The sequence below is a fragment of the Aquibacillus salsiterrae genome (assembly GCF_028416595.1).
Taxonomy (GTDB): Bacteria; Bacillota; Bacilli; order Bacillales; family Amphibacillaceae; genus Aquibacillus_A; species Aquibacillus_A salsiterrae.
The window spans coordinates 300938-315565 of sequence record NZ_JAMQKC010000003.1 but is presented as its reverse complement, the minus strand read 5'-3'; the positions used below and the strand labels follow the sequence as shown (position 1 = coordinate 315565).

General features: G+C 35.9%; 19 protein-coding genes. 15 read left to right on the top strand and 4 right to left on the bottom strand.

Going from position 1 to position 14628, the window contains the following annotated elements; genetic code table 11:
• The first annotated feature begins 164 nt into the window (after positions 1 to 164).
• The 3 genes from NC799_RS06215 to NC799_RS06205 are packed head-to-tail and all read left to right on the top strand — an operon-like array spanning position 165 to position 2324.
• Entirely contained in the window at positions 165 to 620 is a 456-nt protein-coding gene (locus tag NC799_RS06215; protein WP_272445512.1) for a DUF420 domain-containing protein, read from the top strand.
• A 50-nt stretch (positions 621 to 670) separates the two neighbouring features.
• A complete protein-coding gene (locus NC799_RS06210) occupies positions 671 to 1147 on the top strand; it encodes a GNAT family N-acetyltransferase (protein ID WP_272445511.1) in 477 nt (158 codons plus the stop codon).
• Between the two features lies 1 nt (position 1148).
• Positions 1149 to 2324 (top strand): GNAT family N-acetyltransferase, encoded by a 1176-nt coding sequence (locus NC799_RS06205; protein WP_272445510.1) that lies wholly within the window; start codon positions 1149 to 1151, stop codon positions 2322 to 2324.
• Between the two features lie 67 nt (positions 2325 to 2391).
• On the opposite strand, the gene ytvI is transcribed toward NC799_RS06205, so the two are convergent.
• Positions 2392 to 3480, bottom strand: coding sequence for a sporulation integral membrane protein YtvI (gene ytvI / locus NC799_RS06200; RefSeq protein WP_334313845.1), 1089 nt, complete (start codon positions 3478 to 3480; stop codon positions 2392 to 2394).
• A 336-nt stretch (positions 3481 to 3816) separates the two neighbouring features.
• Positions 3817 to 4179, bottom strand: a complete 363-nt coding sequence (locus tag NC799_RS06195) for a YugN family protein (RefSeq protein WP_272445508.1) — start codon at positions 4177 to 4179, stop codon at positions 3817 to 3819.
• A gap of 229 nt (positions 4180 to 4408) precedes the next feature.
• On the opposite strand from NC799_RS06195, the gene NC799_RS06190 reads away from it, so the two are divergent.
• The 7 genes from NC799_RS06190 to coaD all read left to right on the top strand — a co-directional run bounded on the left by NC799_RS06190 (position 4409) and on the right by coaD (position 8049).
• Complete coding sequence (locus tag NC799_RS06190) at positions 4409 to 4837, top strand: CBS domain-containing protein (protein WP_272445507.1); 429 nt, start codon at positions 4409 to 4411, stop codon at positions 4835 to 4837.
• Between the two features lie 224 nt (positions 4838 to 5061).
• On the top strand, positions 5062 to 5487 hold the full coding sequence (gene ylbD, locus NC799_RS06185; RefSeq protein ID WP_272445506.1) for a YlbD family protein: 426 nt from the start codon (positions 5062 to 5064) through the stop codon (positions 5485 to 5487).
• A gap of 14 nt (positions 5488 to 5501) precedes the next feature.
• Positions 5502 to 5735 (top strand): YlbE-like family protein, encoded by a 234-nt coding sequence (locus NC799_RS06180; protein WP_272445505.1) that lies wholly within the window; start codon positions 5502 to 5504, stop codon positions 5733 to 5735.
• Between the two features lie 60 nt (positions 5736 to 5795).
• Positions 5796 to 6239 (top strand): YlbF/YmcA family competence regulator, encoded by a 444-nt coding sequence (locus NC799_RS06175; RefSeq protein ID WP_272445504.1) that lies wholly within the window; start codon positions 5796 to 5798, stop codon positions 6237 to 6239.
• A 25-nt stretch (positions 6240 to 6264) separates the two neighbouring features.
• Positions 6265 to 6540 carry a YlbG family protein gene (locus NC799_RS06170; protein ID WP_272445503.1) on the top strand — a complete coding sequence of 92 codons (276 nt, stop codon included), beginning with the start codon at positions 6265 to 6267 and terminating at the stop codon, positions 6538 to 6540.
• Positions 6541 to 6991: 451 nt separating this feature from the next.
• Positions 6992 to 7564: a 16S rRNA (guanine(966)-N(2))-methyltransferase RsmD gene (gene rsmD, locus NC799_RS06165; protein ID WP_334313844.1), complete on the top strand. Its 573-nt coding sequence runs from the start codon at positions 6992 to 6994 to the stop codon at positions 7562 to 7564.
• A gap of 5 nt (positions 7565 to 7569) precedes the next feature.
• On the top strand, positions 7570 to 8049 hold the full coding sequence (coaD, locus tag NC799_RS06160) for a pantetheine-phosphate adenylyltransferase (protein ID WP_272445502.1): 480 nt from the start codon (positions 7570 to 7572) through the stop codon (positions 8047 to 8049).
• A 45-nt stretch (positions 8050 to 8094) separates the two neighbouring features.
• Here coaD and ylbJ read toward each other — a convergent pair whose 3' ends face one another.
• Positions 8095 to 9312: a sporulation integral membrane protein YlbJ gene (ylbJ, locus tag NC799_RS06155; protein WP_272445501.1), complete on the bottom strand. Its 1218-nt coding sequence runs from the start codon at positions 9310 to 9312 to the stop codon at positions 8095 to 8097.
• Between the two features lie 203 nt (positions 9313 to 9515).
• Between ylbJ and NC799_RS06150 the strand changes: the two genes are divergently transcribed.
• Both NC799_RS06150 and NC799_RS06145 read left to right on the top strand, forming a co-directional pair.
• Positions 9516 to 10304: a patatin-like phospholipase family protein gene (locus tag NC799_RS06150; RefSeq protein WP_272445500.1), complete on the top strand. Its 789-nt coding sequence runs from the start codon at positions 9516 to 9518 to the stop codon at positions 10302 to 10304.
• Positions 10301 to 11326 carry a SepM family pheromone-processing serine protease gene (locus tag NC799_RS06145; RefSeq protein WP_272445499.1) on the top strand — a complete coding sequence of 342 codons (1026 nt, stop codon included), beginning with the start codon at positions 10301 to 10303 and terminating at the stop codon, positions 11324 to 11326. Before NC799_RS06150 ends, NC799_RS06145 begins: the two co-directional genes overlap by 4 nt.
• A gap of 152 nt (positions 11327 to 11478) precedes the next feature.
• On the opposite strand, the gene NC799_RS06140 is transcribed toward NC799_RS06145, so the two are convergent.
• Entirely contained in the window at positions 11479 to 12696 is a 1218-nt protein-coding gene (locus NC799_RS06140) for a nucleotidyltransferase (protein WP_272445498.1), read from the bottom strand.
• A gap of 239 nt (positions 12697 to 12935) precedes the next feature.
• On the opposite strand from NC799_RS06140, the gene NC799_RS06135 reads away from it, so the two are divergent.
• The 3 genes from NC799_RS06135 to NC799_RS06125 all read left to right on the top strand — a co-directional run bounded on the left by NC799_RS06135 (position 12936) and on the right by NC799_RS06125 (position 14524).
• Positions 12936 to 13466 carry a YceD family protein gene (locus tag NC799_RS06135; protein ID WP_272445497.1) on the top strand — a complete coding sequence of 177 codons (531 nt, stop codon included), beginning with the start codon at positions 12936 to 12938 and terminating at the stop codon, positions 13464 to 13466.
• Positions 13467 to 13538: 72 nt separating this feature from the next.
• Positions 13539 to 13712 (top strand): 50S ribosomal protein L32, encoded by a 174-nt coding sequence (gene rpmF, locus NC799_RS06130; RefSeq protein WP_272445496.1) that lies wholly within the window; start codon positions 13539 to 13541, stop codon positions 13710 to 13712.
• A 332-nt stretch (positions 13713 to 14044) separates the two neighbouring features.
• On the top strand, positions 14045 to 14524 hold the full coding sequence (locus NC799_RS06125; RefSeq protein ID WP_272445495.1) for an RsfA family transcriptional regulator: 480 nt from the start codon (positions 14045 to 14047) through the stop codon (positions 14522 to 14524).
• Positions 14525 to 14628: the final 104 nt, after the last annotated feature.

Below are 14628 nucleotides of genomic sequence, written 5' to 3'. Positions count from 1 at the left end.
AGAAGTGGTTTTACTCATTTCTATCCTATTGATAAACACATAGAAAATAGTTTATAGAAGTATATTTGGGAAGATATCCTTTGATATGGTATGGAAAGTCAAATAACATTGACCCAATCCCCCGTAGTTAAACAAAACTTCCCGAGAAGGAAAGGAACGATTATATGCCGTTATTACCTACGTTAAGTACATTTTTTATTGTGCTCAGTGCCATCCTTGTTGCGGTTGGTTGGGTATTGATTGTTAAAAAAAATTACACTGCTCATAAAAAAACAATGATTAGTGCTGCAATTAGTGCTCTTCTATTTTTTATTATTTACCTATCGCGAACAGTATTTATTGGTAACACAAGCTTTGGTGGACCAGAACAATTGGAATTGTACTACACCATTTTCTTGATTTTTCATATTATTCTTGCAACAACAGGTGCTGTCTTTGGAGTAGTAACGTTGAGGTTGGCATTTAAACGAAATATAAAAAGGCATGAGAAAATTGGACCAGTTACAAGTATTATTTGGTTCTTTACTGCCGTTACTGGAGTTGCAGTATATTTACTACTTTACATTATTTATCGAGGTGGAGAAACAACTAGCATGATAAAGGCGATATTAGGTTTTTAAAATAGGATCACTTTGTGGTCCTATTTTCTATTCAGAAAGAAGGAATTTAATTGTATGTTATTTGTAGTAATCGATTGAGAATTAAATCACTTCCCTTTGAAATGGCAACTCACTTACTTTTAGACAGAAAAACTAGATTCGATGATTCTTGCTTTAGCCTTGAGTTTCCCTCATTTGGCTTTAAAGCAGCACTTCCACTTTATCTAGAACAAAGATCTCCACTTCAATATGGATTGTGGTTAATTAGAAGTAATGAAGGTACTTGTATTGGCGAGATAGTGACGAAAAGGGATGAATCAAACGCAATAGAAATTGGATATCTTATTTTCGAGCAATTTAGAAAAAAAGGTTATGCAACAGAGGCTGTCAAAATGTTAGTAGATTGGTTAAAGACACAAAAAGTACAAAACTTTGTAGCCTATTGTGATATCCATAATAATGCTAGTCAACGAGTTCTTGTGAAAAACGGCTTTACTATTACGGACAGAAAAAAAATGATCCTTACTTTCGAAAAAGGAGTGGAATAGTGTGAGGCGAGAAATTAGGACTATAGGGCAAAGTGGCTATAATGAATGCATGAGACTTGGAGAATATGCCTTCCAATATAAGTTATCAGAACACGATACATTAGATGGAAAACTTGAAATGGAAAAGCAGCTATTACTTGGTTCTTATGTGGATAATCAGTTAGCAGCAAAGCTTCATATTCTTCCGTTGGAGTTGTTTCTTGGGAATAGGACGATTACATTTGGTGGGGTTGCAGGAGTTGCAACGTGGCCGGAGTACCGAAGGCAGGGGCATGTTGATTCTTTAATAAAACATGCGTTAGTAGAGATGAAGAAAAATGATATGGCTGTTTCAATGTTAGCGCCATTTTCGATTGATTTTTACCGGAAGTTTGGCTATGAACTTAGCCATTACAAGGACAGAGTAAAGTTGAAACCCAGTGATATCGGACAAGCAAATGGAAACGGGAGTTGTAGAAGGGTTTCTTTTCAACAAGCGAAAGAAACATTACAACAACTTTATGAAAGAATAGCCAAACAGTATAGTCTAATGATGAAAAGGGAGGATTGGTGGTGGGATAAAAGAGTTCTGACCAAAGATGATACAATTATCGTTTATTATAACCAAGAAAAAAATCCAACTGGTTATTTAATAGCTAAGATGCAGGATAGAGTGTTATATATTAATGAATTTATCTATTTATCAGAAGACGCGTTTCTAGGCATGTTAGAATGGATAAAAAATCACGATTCTATGACAGAACAAGTCGAGATTGTTTTAATGCCAAATGACCATTTAGCATTCTATTTGAAAAATCCCAAAATATCAATGTCTAAAGAATCTTATTTTATGACAAGAATTGTAGATGTTGAATCGTTATTAAAACAATATCCTTACTACACTGCAAAAGAAGAGAAAGTAATCCAATTAACAGTAACGGATAGTATAGCCGAGTGGAATGAGGGAAATTGGACGTTAACATTAAAAAATGGTGAATTAGCTGATTTAGTAAGAACTAAGGATGAGAAAGCATCGGTGAAAATTTCAACTGATATTCAGTCATTGTCTGCATGGTTATTCCAAAGTGAATCATTGGAGCGTCTCCAATTTTTTGGTAAGATTCATGTGGAAGGAAGTACCGAGGATATTAAATGTGCAATTAAGCCGTTAAAGCCAGCTCTTTTGGACTTTTTTTAAGGAGGATTGGTAGAATTTCATTGCAAATTATCAGTAAGGGGAGAGATGTACCCCTTACTGATAGGCATTATAGTTTAAAATTCCATTTTATAATCCCTGCTTCTTTTGCAGAATTAAACGCAATAACCATTATTGGACCTATAATAAAGCCTAATATACCTAATATCTGTAAGCCTAAATACATTGCAATTAACGTTGCAAGTGGAGAGAGTCCAATATGCTTCCCCATAACTTTAGGCTCAACGGTACGACGAATTGCCAGCAAAATAATTGCTAATATGGCTAATTCTGTTCCAATCACCACTTCTCCAGTTATCAACATGTATAATGCCCACGGTCCAAGTATGACAATCGAACCAATGATAGGTATAAAATCGATGAGCCAAATAATGAGAGACATAAGAACAGCGTATTCTGGGACAATGATTAAAAGCCCTATTAATGAGACAATGAAGATGATGATACTAACAAGAAATTGGGCTTTTAAAAAACCAATAACAACGTATGCTAGGCGTGCATTCATAAACTTTACCTTTTCAGCTGTTTCTTCAGTTAGGTTGTTATAGAAAGCTGTTTTCAACTTCGGTAATTCGAGCATAACCATAAATAGCGTGAGTAAATAGACAATTAGGCTCACTAAATAATCAGGAACGACGCTAACAGTTGAAGCAATTTTTTCTAATTGGAATTTATCCTTCACAGAAGTACTTAAATCCTGAAGACTATCTTCTACACCTTGCTTTACCTCTTTAACAAAATCCGGAGGCAAATCCTGGGTAAGATGATCTAAATCAGACTCCCATTTTATAAATTGTTCGTTTATTTGGTTAACATAATTTGGTCCATTTTCAGCAAAGTTAACAACATGTGTAACAGCACGGGTAACAAAATAAGATCCAATAATAGTTATACTAATGAGAAACACTAAAAAGACAACGATCACAGCAAATTTCCGATTAACTTTAAATCTGAATTGCATCCACCTAATGGCTGGATTTAAAAATAAGGCTGTAAAAAAAGCCAAAACTAAGGGGATTGATAAAGGTAATATGAAATATCCTGCTATGATTGTAACTAATAAAAGTATGGTAATTATCCATTGACGTTTTGAGAAATATCGGAACAATTTAACTATGTAACTCCTTTCATGGGACACAACTCTGACAAAAATAGTAAATAACTTACGTATTTAATTTTACCATTTTAGTCGGTAATTTTGTTAAAGAATAAAAGGATTATTTAACAAAAATTTCGTTTTACCTAATTAAAGATAGGATAAGGACAAAAGTGCAAGTCGCGCCTTCCGAGATCACTCGTTGCGTGAAGTCAATTCTTAGAAGTGTTCCTTGTAAACCCCGAGGTTCTAGGAAGTAGAGTAGACAGCTCTGGATTATTCTCATCTTTTCTAAAAAAGCGTGTGCCGCGGCTATTTCGGAATGTTTCCACTTGCAAAAAAGACTGTTGCTAACTGGATAACAACAGCCCTTCTTACTTATTTCTTATACTTGTCTACTTCATCTTTAACTTTAGTCAACATAGTATTTGCGCGTTCTATAACAGACTTAGGAAAAGTTTCCTTTTCCCCATATTCGATTCCGTGAGGATAATAATGCTTTCCAATCAATGGTGTTAATAATTTGATTACTGCATCGCCGCGGTCGACGTCTCCTTCGAGTGCATATCCTTGAACCCTTATGTAATACGTTATATTTTTCTCTTTAGACCCAATTTTATAATCATATGTTACTCTCTCGTAATCCCATTGTCCTGCTCGAACAAAATTTGCTGCCTCCATAACATGGTCTAAAGGCTTTAAATCAATAATCGTATCTGCAATTCCTACTTCTATTTTCATACTTCCACCTCACAAAAATGTATAAACTAAACTTATCATAGTATGAATTAACAAAAGTTGCAACGAATTACAAGTATTTTTCATTAAAATAGGCACAGAATTTTTTTGTGGATGTTCTTTTAAATTATGTACCTGATTTCTTGTTAGTATGCAAGTTATCCTTTTATTTGGGTAACACTAATGAACGAATGGATAATTATCCATTACAAAAAAAAGGGAGGAACTGCACATGAAATCAGTAAAAGATATCATGTCTACAGATATTTCTTTTTGTACTCCAAACGACTCAATCGTAGATGCTGCAAAACGCATGAGAGACATTAACGTCGGTGCAATTCCTATTTGTAGCTCTAATAAAGAATTATTAGGGATGGTAACTGATAGAGACATTGTTATCCGTGCAGTTGCAGATGGTAAGATTGAAAATGTTAAAATTAGTCAGGTTATGAGTAACGAGTTGATTTCTGTAGAACCAGGAACTTCCATCCAGGAAGCAAGTGACTTGATGGCGAGACATCAAATTCGCCGGTTACCGGTTGTAGAGCGTGGGGAAATAGTCGGGATGATTGCTTTAGGTGACTTAGCTCTAGAAGATAAGTCAAATGAGGCTGCAGGAAGAGCGCTTGAAGAAATTTCTGAGCATGACGAGCTTCACTAAAAAAATAGGCCCTTAGGGGTCTATTTTTTATGCGTCAGTACTGACGATGTTAACGCCCGAACACGCTCAAGCTGCTAAGCAAACGGTAGTTAACCCTCTTAACCCTCAAAAAAGAAAGTGGGTAAACGACGCTATCCTTCTTATTAATTCTCCTATGCATTTGTCACGTTAAATTTATTATTTCATAAACTATTACAAACGTTACTTGGACTGAGGTGAAGTCTATGAGCAAGAAAGATCTGCATCCAAGCATAAAAGAATTTAAAGCATTTGTACAAAAACATCCAGGTCTTATCAAAAACGTTCGTAGCGGAAATGAAACCTGGCAAGGTTATTATGAGAAATGGATGTTACTTGGTGAAGATGATCCGTCATGGGAAAGATTTAAAAATCAATCAGACTCAAAAGACGATGTAAAAGGAGAAACACAAGGGGGAAAAAAGACCAATAGTAAGAAAGAGAAAAAGGAACTAATGAATTCCCTAATGAAGATGGTGGAAACAATTGATTTAAATAAAGTTGAGGGACATATCAACCAATTAAATGGTGCAATCACCAACATACAAACCTTAATTAATCAATTTCAGGATGTAAAGAAGAAATCCCCAACAAACGGTAACAAACCACCGTTCTATTTTAATCAAGATTAGGAGGGATTTGTCTAATGCAACCGGATTTATATTACTATCTTCAACAAAGAGCTGATTTATTACATTTTGTTCGGATGAATCCACAATGGTATAGAGAGTTAACAAGAGACCCAAGTCGAATATATGACATAGAAAAAGAAGCAAAGTATTTCTACGGCAAAACGGTACCACAACGAATTGAAAAGCTTTCAAGTCAAATGCAAATGGTTTCGATGATCATACAGATGGCAGGAGCAATGAAAGATTAGTCCTGCCTCTTTTATTTATCGTGAATTATTGGTATGATAGTAGAAATGGAGGTGGATCAATTGTTTGCCACATTAGAAATAGTTGACTTACTTGAAAAGTCAGATGAAATTAGTCAGTTTATACTTAAATCCGATATGATGGATGATTATATAAACGCTAAAGCGCAGCTAGAAAACGATGAAAAGGCCAAGCAGCTAATTAGCAGATTTAATAAGGTAAAGGAGGAATATGAAGAAGTTCAGCGATTTGGACGGTATCACCCAGATTACAATCAAATCATGAAAGATATTCGTGCAACCAAAAGAGAAATGGACATAAATGATAGTGTAGCTAACTATAAGATTGCTGAACGTAATTTACAAGAGTTACTTGATGAAATTAGTCAAATTTTAGCTTTTAGCGTTAGTGATAAAATAAAAGTTCCTACGGATGGTGCTCTTTTAAAAGACGGTGGCTGTAGTTGTGGCTCAGGCAGTAGCGGTTGCGGTTGTAGAGCTTCTTAGGGGCAAGATATAAGAGAGGTTTGCTATGCTAACAAAACGACAAGGTCTTATTGTATGGTTTCAACATATGAAAAATGTAAAACAAATAAAACGATATGGCCATTTAATCTACGTCTCCAAAGAATTACGCTATGCAGTTATATATGTACACCAAGAAGAGATCGATGATAAACAAGAGAAACTAAATCGTTTACCATTTGTTTCTAAAGTTGATTTATCTTATAAGCCTATGATCCGGACCGAATATGAAAATTCTAAGGTGGATAAGGCTAAACAATATGATTATAAAATGGGAATTTAACAAGTTAGTTAAGTTAGGGAGGTACTCTCTAATAAAGTAGAGGATTGGCGCCGTGGCCTAGGCGCCCTGCGCTAGACAGCTCTTGGATCTTTTTATTCATTTTTATCTTTGAGCTTAAGCAAGCGCTGAAGCTGGACGTGGCTGTCACTGGATGCTATCCACGCTTGGGTTTTTTAACTTTCTTTTCTTATAAAAAAAGCCTGCAGATTAATAAAAATCTGCAGGCCCTTTTTGCTTTCTTAATAGAAAACAAAAAGGCAAAGGGAGAGGAGAAACCGGAGGAAGAACTTATGGGGAAACGTAAGTCTTCTCCGTCTTCAGAAGTAACCAATTCAAGTTGGCTACTACAGTAAAGTAGTATCGCCAAAATTGTTTGTTTTATACATGTGTTTTAAAAAAATTCCTGTCAGGAAAAAAGTATGATAGGATAAATTCGACGATAAAAGAAGAGGTGGATATAATGCGAGTTATTTCTGGAAAATATAAAGGACATCCACTCAAACCAGTCCCTAATCAATTGACACGGCCAACAACAGACAAAGTCAAAGAAGCTCTGTTTCAAATCATTGGTCCATATTTCGAGCAGGGCTATTGTTTAGATTTGTTTGCAGGAAGTGGTGGATTGGGAATAGAGGCATTAAGTAGGGGTATGGAAAAAGCAATTTTTGTTGATAAACACCCGAAAGCGATACAAACAATACATATGAATTTAGGAAAACTAGGAATAGAAGAAATGGCAGAAGTTTACCGGACAGATGCGTTACGAGCAATTAAAGCTGCAGCAAAAAGACATTTACAGTTTGACCTTATTTTTCTCGATCCGCCATATACGAAAGTCTCTTATGAGAAAGTGTTGGATTTAATAGCAGAGCACCGTCTATTGAAAGACAATGGAACAATCGTCTGTGAACATGATGCTAGCCATGTGTTACCGGAGGAACATTATCCATTTGTACAGTTTAAAAAGGAATGGTATGGAAGCACAACTGCTATTTCTTTATTTAAAATGGGAAAAGAGGTATAGAAGGTATGGAACGTTTAGCAATATGTCCTGGGAGTTTTGATCCTGTAACAAATGGTCATTTGGATATCATTCAAAGAGGAACAAAGGTATTTGATCAAATCATTGTAGCTGTTCTTAATAACCAATCAAAGGCCCCGCTTTTCTCAGTTGAAGAAAGAGTGCACCTATTACAGGAGGTAACAAAAGACTTTCCAAATGTTGTCGTTGACTCTTTCAGTGGTTTATTAGTCGATTATGCAAAAGCAAAGAAAGCTCAAGCGATATTACGCGGCCTCCGTGCTGTTAGTGATTTCGAATATGAACTTCAAATTGCATCAATGAACCGGAACTTAAATGATGAGATAGAAACATTTTTTATTATGACGAACAATCAATATTCCTTTTTAAGTTCTAGTATGGTAAAAGAGGTGGCGAAATACCATGCAAGTGTTACAGACCTTGTTCCACAAGCAGTGGAAATCGCGTTAAAAGCGAAATTTAAATAAACGAAAAGCTTTAAGGAAAGTTCCTTTAAGCTTTTCGTTTCCTTTTTAAAAAAGATTCTCTCTGTTTATCGAGCGTAAAAATAAAACAACAATCGCAATTCCAATGGAAAATAGGGTAATGATTGGTCCGATTGATTGGAACCATTGGTAAAAATCTGTCCATTGGTTACTAGTTAACTGGTTAAAGACCGGAGTAGTCTGCCAATTCATCACTTCTTTATTAAGATAAAGTGGTTTGAATAATAGAATTGCTAAAATACTAGCGAATATCCCATGTAATATTCTTGCGAAAAAATAAGGTGCAAATCGAATGTCAGTTTCAGCGAGAATGCTTGCAACTTGTGCTTGGACGGAGAACCCGTTAAACGCAAGGATAAAACTTAGAACAACTACTTGTGGTAGTAACGAGGTGACACTAGATTCAGAAATCAATTGTGCACCTAAAGTAATTTCAAATAATCCTGAAAACATTGGTAACGCGAGTTCAGAAGGAAGTCCTATTAAATTAAGCAGATAAGCTAATCCTGTAGCAAATATATCTGCTATGCCGAATTCCTGAATTAATTTGGTGAACACGGAAAACATGATAATAAATCCACCAATCATAAGTAAGGTTTGGACCGAATTAACAACAGCGTCACCTAAGATTTTCCCGAATGGACGTTTATCCTCAATTCTTGTCTTGTGAAGTTCTTTAAAAGCTTTCAAGATGGATAATTTACTTGGTTTTTTTTTCGAACTTTCAGGAGGATTTTTTCCGTAGAATCGCATGCATACACCAACAAGAGCATTGCCTAAGTAGTGACAGATAGCAAGTAAAATACCTAGCTTCTCATTATGGAAAAAACCTACAGATACTGCAGCTATTATGAATAACGGGTTGGATGCATTTGTAAAAGACACTAATCGTTCTGCTTCAATTTTTGTTAATTGCTGTTCTTGTCTAAGTCTAGTCGTTAGTTTTGCACCCGACGGATATCCACTTGCCATTCCCATTGCCCAAACAAAACTTCCAACACCTGGCACGTTAAATAATGGACGCATAATAGGTTCAAATAGCACACCGATAAATCTGACCACACCAAAACCGATTAGTAATTCTGCTGTAATAAAAAAAGGTAGCAGAGAAGGAAAAACTGTTCCCCACCACATATCGATTCCACGAATACTTGCATTTAATGCTTCCTTTGGGTAGTTAATTAAGGCCATAGCTATAAATAACGCTACTCCTGCTAATAAGATTGACTTGATTTTAGATTTCAACTTCTTGGCCTCCCTAATGTAAAACCGATAGTAAGTCTTAATTAGCTATTTTGACTTCACATTTCTGTACTTATTTTTTTAGTAATAGTAGAATAGGCCTATCCTTTTCGTACAAGCAATTCTATACAATATACGCTCATAGATGCTTTTTTTATGCCATATTATGATAAAAAACAGCTTGATTTTTTTAAGGAGAGTATAAGGTGAATAATCCAAAAATAGGCTTAGCATTAGGGTCTGGCGGTGCAAAAGGATTTGCACATATAGGAGTATTGAAAGTGCTTTTAGACAATGGAATTAACATTGATTATGTTGCAGGCAGTAGTATGGGTGCACTAATTGGGTCCTTCTATTGTGCGGGACAAGAAGTTGATCACTTATATCAATTAGCAAAAACATTTAAAAGAAAATTCTTTTTGGATTTTACTGTACCTAAAATGGGTTTTATCCAGGGGAAAAGGATCGAAGAATATATTCAATTATTTACTTATAACAAAAATATTGAAGATTTTCCTATTCCGATTGGGATTGTTGCTACAAATTTGTATACAGGTAAAAAAAAGGTGTTTTATCAAGGGATCGCTGCAGAAGCTGTGAGAGCAAGTATTTCAATTCCTGGAATTTTCATCCCTAAGGAATTGGACAATGAATTATATATTGACGGTGGTGTCATTGACCGTGTTCCTGTTTCTGTAGTTAAGGAAATGGGGGCAGATATCGTGATTGCCGTTGATTGTTCCCGCTTTTCTGAAAGTACCGAGATCCAATCGATTTTTGATGTTATGCTTCAAAGTATAGACATCATGCAGGATGAATTGGTAAGGAATATAACAATCGATGCTGATGTGATGCTTACACCAGACGTATCAAAATATAGCTCGCGAGCATACACTAACATTTTAGAAATTATCAAAGCGGGCGAAAAGGAAGCAGAAGAAAAAGTGAATGATATACTCCAGTGCATAGAGAATTGGAAGGGGCATAAGGGATGAGGTTTAATCGTCGGAGTTTTTTATTTTTAATCATAACTATGATAATTATATTATTTTTATTTGGTTATCGGCTACCATACTACATATACAAACCTGGAACAGCTGATCCGCTAAATCCTGTTGTTGAGGTTCAAGATGGATATAGTAGTGAAGGCGACATGCATTTGGTTACAGTAAGGGGAGGGCAGGCAACACCGATTGAATATGTTCTTGCCTCTATTTTTCCGCATCGGGATATAGAACCGGTGGAGAATGTATTTCCAGAGGGAATAAGTAAAGAGGCTTATTTTCAGGCACAACTTCAAATGATGGAAAGTTCTCAACAGGCATCAACAGTAGTTGCCTATCAGGCTGCAGGTAAAGATATTACTATCTCTTACAAGGGTGTATATGTGGTTGCCGTCATTGAAGATATGCCTGCCGATGGGGTTTTAAAATCTGGTGATAAAATTGTGAAAGTTGATGATGTTGAAATTGAACAAACAGATAGTCTAATTGATTATGTTATGTCCAAATCACCTGGTGATACGGTCAAATTAACGATAGAACGAGATGAGAAACAATTAGAAAAGACGTTGAAATTAGATACGTTTCCAGGGTCTGAAGAAAAAATTGGTATAGGAATTCAACTGGTTACAAATCGAGAAGTCAAAGTTGACCCGCCACTTGAATTTTCTAGTGGCGATATCGGTGGGCCGAGTGCGGGACTGATGTTTTCTTTGGAAATATATGACCAGTTGACTAAAGAAGACTTGACAAAAGGCTACCAAATTGCTGGTACTGGAGAAATAAGTTACGAAGGTGAAGTTGGACGAATAGGTGGAATTGATAAGAAAGTTATTGCTGCAGATAAAGAAGGCTGCGATATCTTCTTTGCACCCAACGAAAAAGGAGCAGAGAATTCTAACTATCAAATTGCTTTGAAAACGGCAGAGGAAATTGGAACGAAAATGAAAATAGTGCCAGTAGATACGTTTGAGGATGCTCTTAACTATTTACAGCAATTGGAGCCTAAACAGTAAAAGATTGGAGATTGTTTGGCTACAGTAACAACAAGGTCATAAAGAAAAAGGCAGGAGCTGTTTGATAAGGCTCCTGCCTTTTTAACAGATACAAAAGTATAAAAAAATCCAAAAGCAGTCTAGCAAGGCTCTTGCGCTTTTGTTCTGGAAAATTACTTAAAATGAATGAACGGGGGAGTTACTTCTTGGTGTACAAAGCTAAGTCGACTCTGTGGGGGAAGGATACTATAATAAGCATTCGTTGCTCTTCTTTCGATCGAATAAAACGGATTATTACTTTTTTTCATACCACTAATAATAGGTACTGCCATTTCTTTTTTCTGCTTATTTAAGTAGGATTGCCCGGTTTTGGTCATTCCAAGTAATCGAATATAAGGTAAGCTAGGTTGTTGTATGATTGAGCTTACTTCCGCTTTCTTTGTATTCGTTAGGATATGTACGAACATTCGTTGCAACCTTGTCCACGTATAACGCTTTGACTTCAACCGGCCCATCCAATCGCTGAAGCTAGTTGCATCGTTGGCGGTAGCTAGAATTCGATATTCGATTCCTTCATCGACTCCGTGAATTTGCTTCAGTTCCTCTATCCCCATCGTGAGAACCCGGTAATGGAGATAAGGAAAATAGTCTTCCCATTCATGCCAATAACTAGATTTCTCTTTATAGGAGTTAAGTTCTGCCTCGGATGTCTGTGGTAAGGCAGTTAATGCTTTGCTCGTTAATGAATGATGTGAAAATATTTCTTTTCTTATACTTGTCGCACTAGCAATATCATTCCTAATAGAAGTCTCGTGATAATCGTTTTTTATTCTTTGAATGGTCACTGGTAGAATTGTTGGAGAAAGTTGTGCTATATTTTTGATATAGCTAAAGCCTAAAATGTTATTCGGTTTGGAAAGGTCCAGGCCCCCAGTTGTTAAGCCAATAGCTTGGTATGCACGTTTACTTGCTTCTGGGAATGCTAGTCCGTTTGCTAGTTCTTTTTTTAAAGTTACTCGGAATAATTCATCATTGTCTTGGAATGTTTCATAGGCATCAGTAAATGATTTGATATTACCATTTTCACTTCCAAAACATATCGAAGAAACCCCGAGTGTGCCAAGGGTTAGGATCGCTCCACGAGCAAATAAATCACTATTTTGAACTGTATAGACGAAGGGAAGTTCAACTACTATGTCTGCCCCTTGTTTAATCGCCATTTTTGTGCGATGAAACTTATCGATGATAGCTGGTTCTCCACGTTGTAAGAAATTCCCACTCATAACTGCAATGATACAGTCCGCCTTTGTTACTTTTTTTGCTGTATCTAAATGATATTTATGGCCATTATGGAATGGATTGTACTCTACAATTAAACCGCAAGCATGCAATAGACCACCTCCTATTAGTTACTGTTTATTTTACCATAGCTAAATCTGAAAGTTCATGGATTTCTAACTTTACATTTGATTTTAGACTAGTTTGAGTTAGGAAGCTAAACGTGTTATGATAAAAAAATATACCCATTAAAATGACCAGTTTTGGTTAAACTTAAAACGTGTAAAGAAAAAATATTGACAAATGAGTAAATACCTTTTAAAATTACCTTTGTTGCCTTGAGGTGGTATGAATGAAATTTTCAGTTCAAAAACTAAAAATTACTGGTTCAGAGCCTTTACATTTTGAAGAAGATGTAGATATATCTGATGTAGTCCAGATGAACAATGATATTCGGAAAATTGATCCAGTCCATGTAAAAGGTTTTGCAACCATGCAAGGAAATGAAATTACTTTTTCATTTTCCGTTGACGGTACAATGATTTTACCTTGTGCAAGAACACTCGTCGATGTAACATATCCGTTCCACATTAATGCTGTGGAAGTTTTTTCTGTGTCATCTTATTATAGTGAAGGGGATGAATCAGAAATTCATCCAGTTCATGGAGAAATGCTTGACTTAGACCCATATATAAAGGAAAATGTTTTATTGGAGGTTCCTTTTCGAGTATTTTCTGATGACAAGAAAGCTCAGGAAAACGCGTTGACTGAAGGGGAAGGCTGGGAACTATCTTCAGAAAAGAAAACAGAGAATAAAATTGACCCACGCCTACAGAAACTGCAATCATTATTAAAAGATGACGATGAACCAGAAAATCGTTAAAGTAAGATAGTGAAACCATCTTCCTTTGTAGATTTAGGGGATGTTGTTTCTTTATTGAAGGAGGTGTAAGGCATGGCAGTACCTAAGCAAAGAACTTCGAAAAAAGTTAAAAACCAACGTCGTACACATAAAAAGCTGCATGTACCTGGTATGATTGAATGTTCGAACTGTGGTGAATACACTAAGCCACACCATGTTTGTAAATCATGTGGACATTATGATGGCAAACAAGTGGTTGAACAATAAAACAAGTTTATCAGCAAGCTGAAAAAATGACTCATAAAGAGTCATTTTTTTTATTTTTTAGGATAAGAAAGTATAAAAAGATCCAAGAGCTGTCTAGCTCCGGGTGCCCTGCGCTTTTCTTAAAAGATAAGAAACAACCATGGCTACGCTTCTCTCTTCCTTGGATTTTTGCCCACGTTTTTTGGTGAGCTTGGCTTGATTTTCTTTGTCTAGAAACTCTATTAATCAAAAAAAGCGCATTATTCTTCCTCAAAATAGTAAGAAAATAGTCTATCACCCCTAGTTTGTGCATACATTGATAGCAAACACACACTATAAAGAGGAGGGCTGTAATGACAAATTCTAGACAAGATGCTTGGAGTCAAGATGAAGATGTGCTCTTAGCAGAGACTGTATTAAGGTATATAAGAGAGGGTAAAACCCAACTAGAAGCATTTAGAGAAGTTGGTAAAAGATTATCTAGAACACCAGCAGCTTGTGGTTTTAGATGGAATGCTACTATTAGAAAACAATACCAGCAAGCTGTAGAATTAGCAAAAAAAGATAGAAAGAAACAAACAGAATCATATGCTAACCTACTACATTTAGAAGAAAGAAATGATGAAGGGGCATTAGATGCTGCCATATCATTACTAGAAAAAATGAAAGTGAACTATTCTGTCAATAATAAGGAAAGCTTAACAACAGCAGATAAAGTAGAGTTGTTAGCAGATGAAAATAATGAATTGAGGGAACAGCTTAAGCGATACCAGCAAGCGTGGCAAGAAATGGGGAAACTTTTGCAGTGGGTGGAAAAGGACGAAAAAGGTTAATAAGGCACTTATATAATAGTTAAATCGATAAGCACGCTATTGACTAAGGTCGATAGGTGCTTTTTAATTGTGTGGTATTCTATAGACGTCTCGTCGTTTGTTGT

Excerpts from the sequence above, each read along its gene's own strand:
- NC799_RS06145 (WP_272445499.1), top strand. The coding sequence starts at position 10,301 with ATGAGGTTTAATCGTCGGAGTTTTTTATTTTTAATCATAACTATGATA.
- NC799_RS06180 (WP_272445505.1), top strand. The coding sequence starts at position 5,502 with ATGCAACCGGATTTATATTACTATCTTCAACAAAGAGCTGATTTATTA.
- coaD (WP_272445502.1), top strand. The coding sequence starts at position 7,570 with ATGGAACGTTTAGCAATATGTCCTGGGAGTTTTGATCCTGTAACAAAT.
- NC799_RS06215 (WP_272445512.1), top strand. The coding sequence starts at position 165 with ATGCCGTTATTACCTACGTTAAGTACATTTTTTATTGTGCTCAGTGCC.
- NC799_RS06125 (WP_272445495.1), top strand. The coding sequence starts at position 14,045 with ATGACAAATTCTAGACAAGATGCTTGGAGTCAAGATGAAGATGTGCTC.
- NC799_RS06190 (WP_272445507.1), top strand. The coding sequence starts at position 4,409 with ATGAAATCAGTAAAAGATATCATGTCTACAGATATTTCTTTTTGTACT.
- NC799_RS06195 (WP_272445508.1), bottom strand. The coding sequence starts at position 4,179 with ATGAAAATAGAAGTAGGAATTGCAGATACGATTATTGATTTAAAGCCT.
- ylbD (WP_272445506.1), top strand. The coding sequence starts at position 5,062 with ATGAGCAAGAAAGATCTGCATCCAAGCATAAAAGAATTTAAAGCATTT.
- NC799_RS06170 (WP_272445503.1), top strand. The coding sequence starts at position 6,265 with ATGCTAACAAAACGACAAGGTCTTATTGTATGGTTTCAACATATGAAA.
- rpmF (WP_272445496.1), top strand. The coding sequence starts at position 13,539 with ATGGCAGTACCTAAGCAAAGAACTTCGAAAAAAGTTAAAAACCAACGT.
- NC799_RS06135 (WP_272445497.1), top strand. The coding sequence starts at position 12,936 with ATGAAATTTTCAGTTCAAAAACTAAAAATTACTGGTTCAGAGCCTTTA.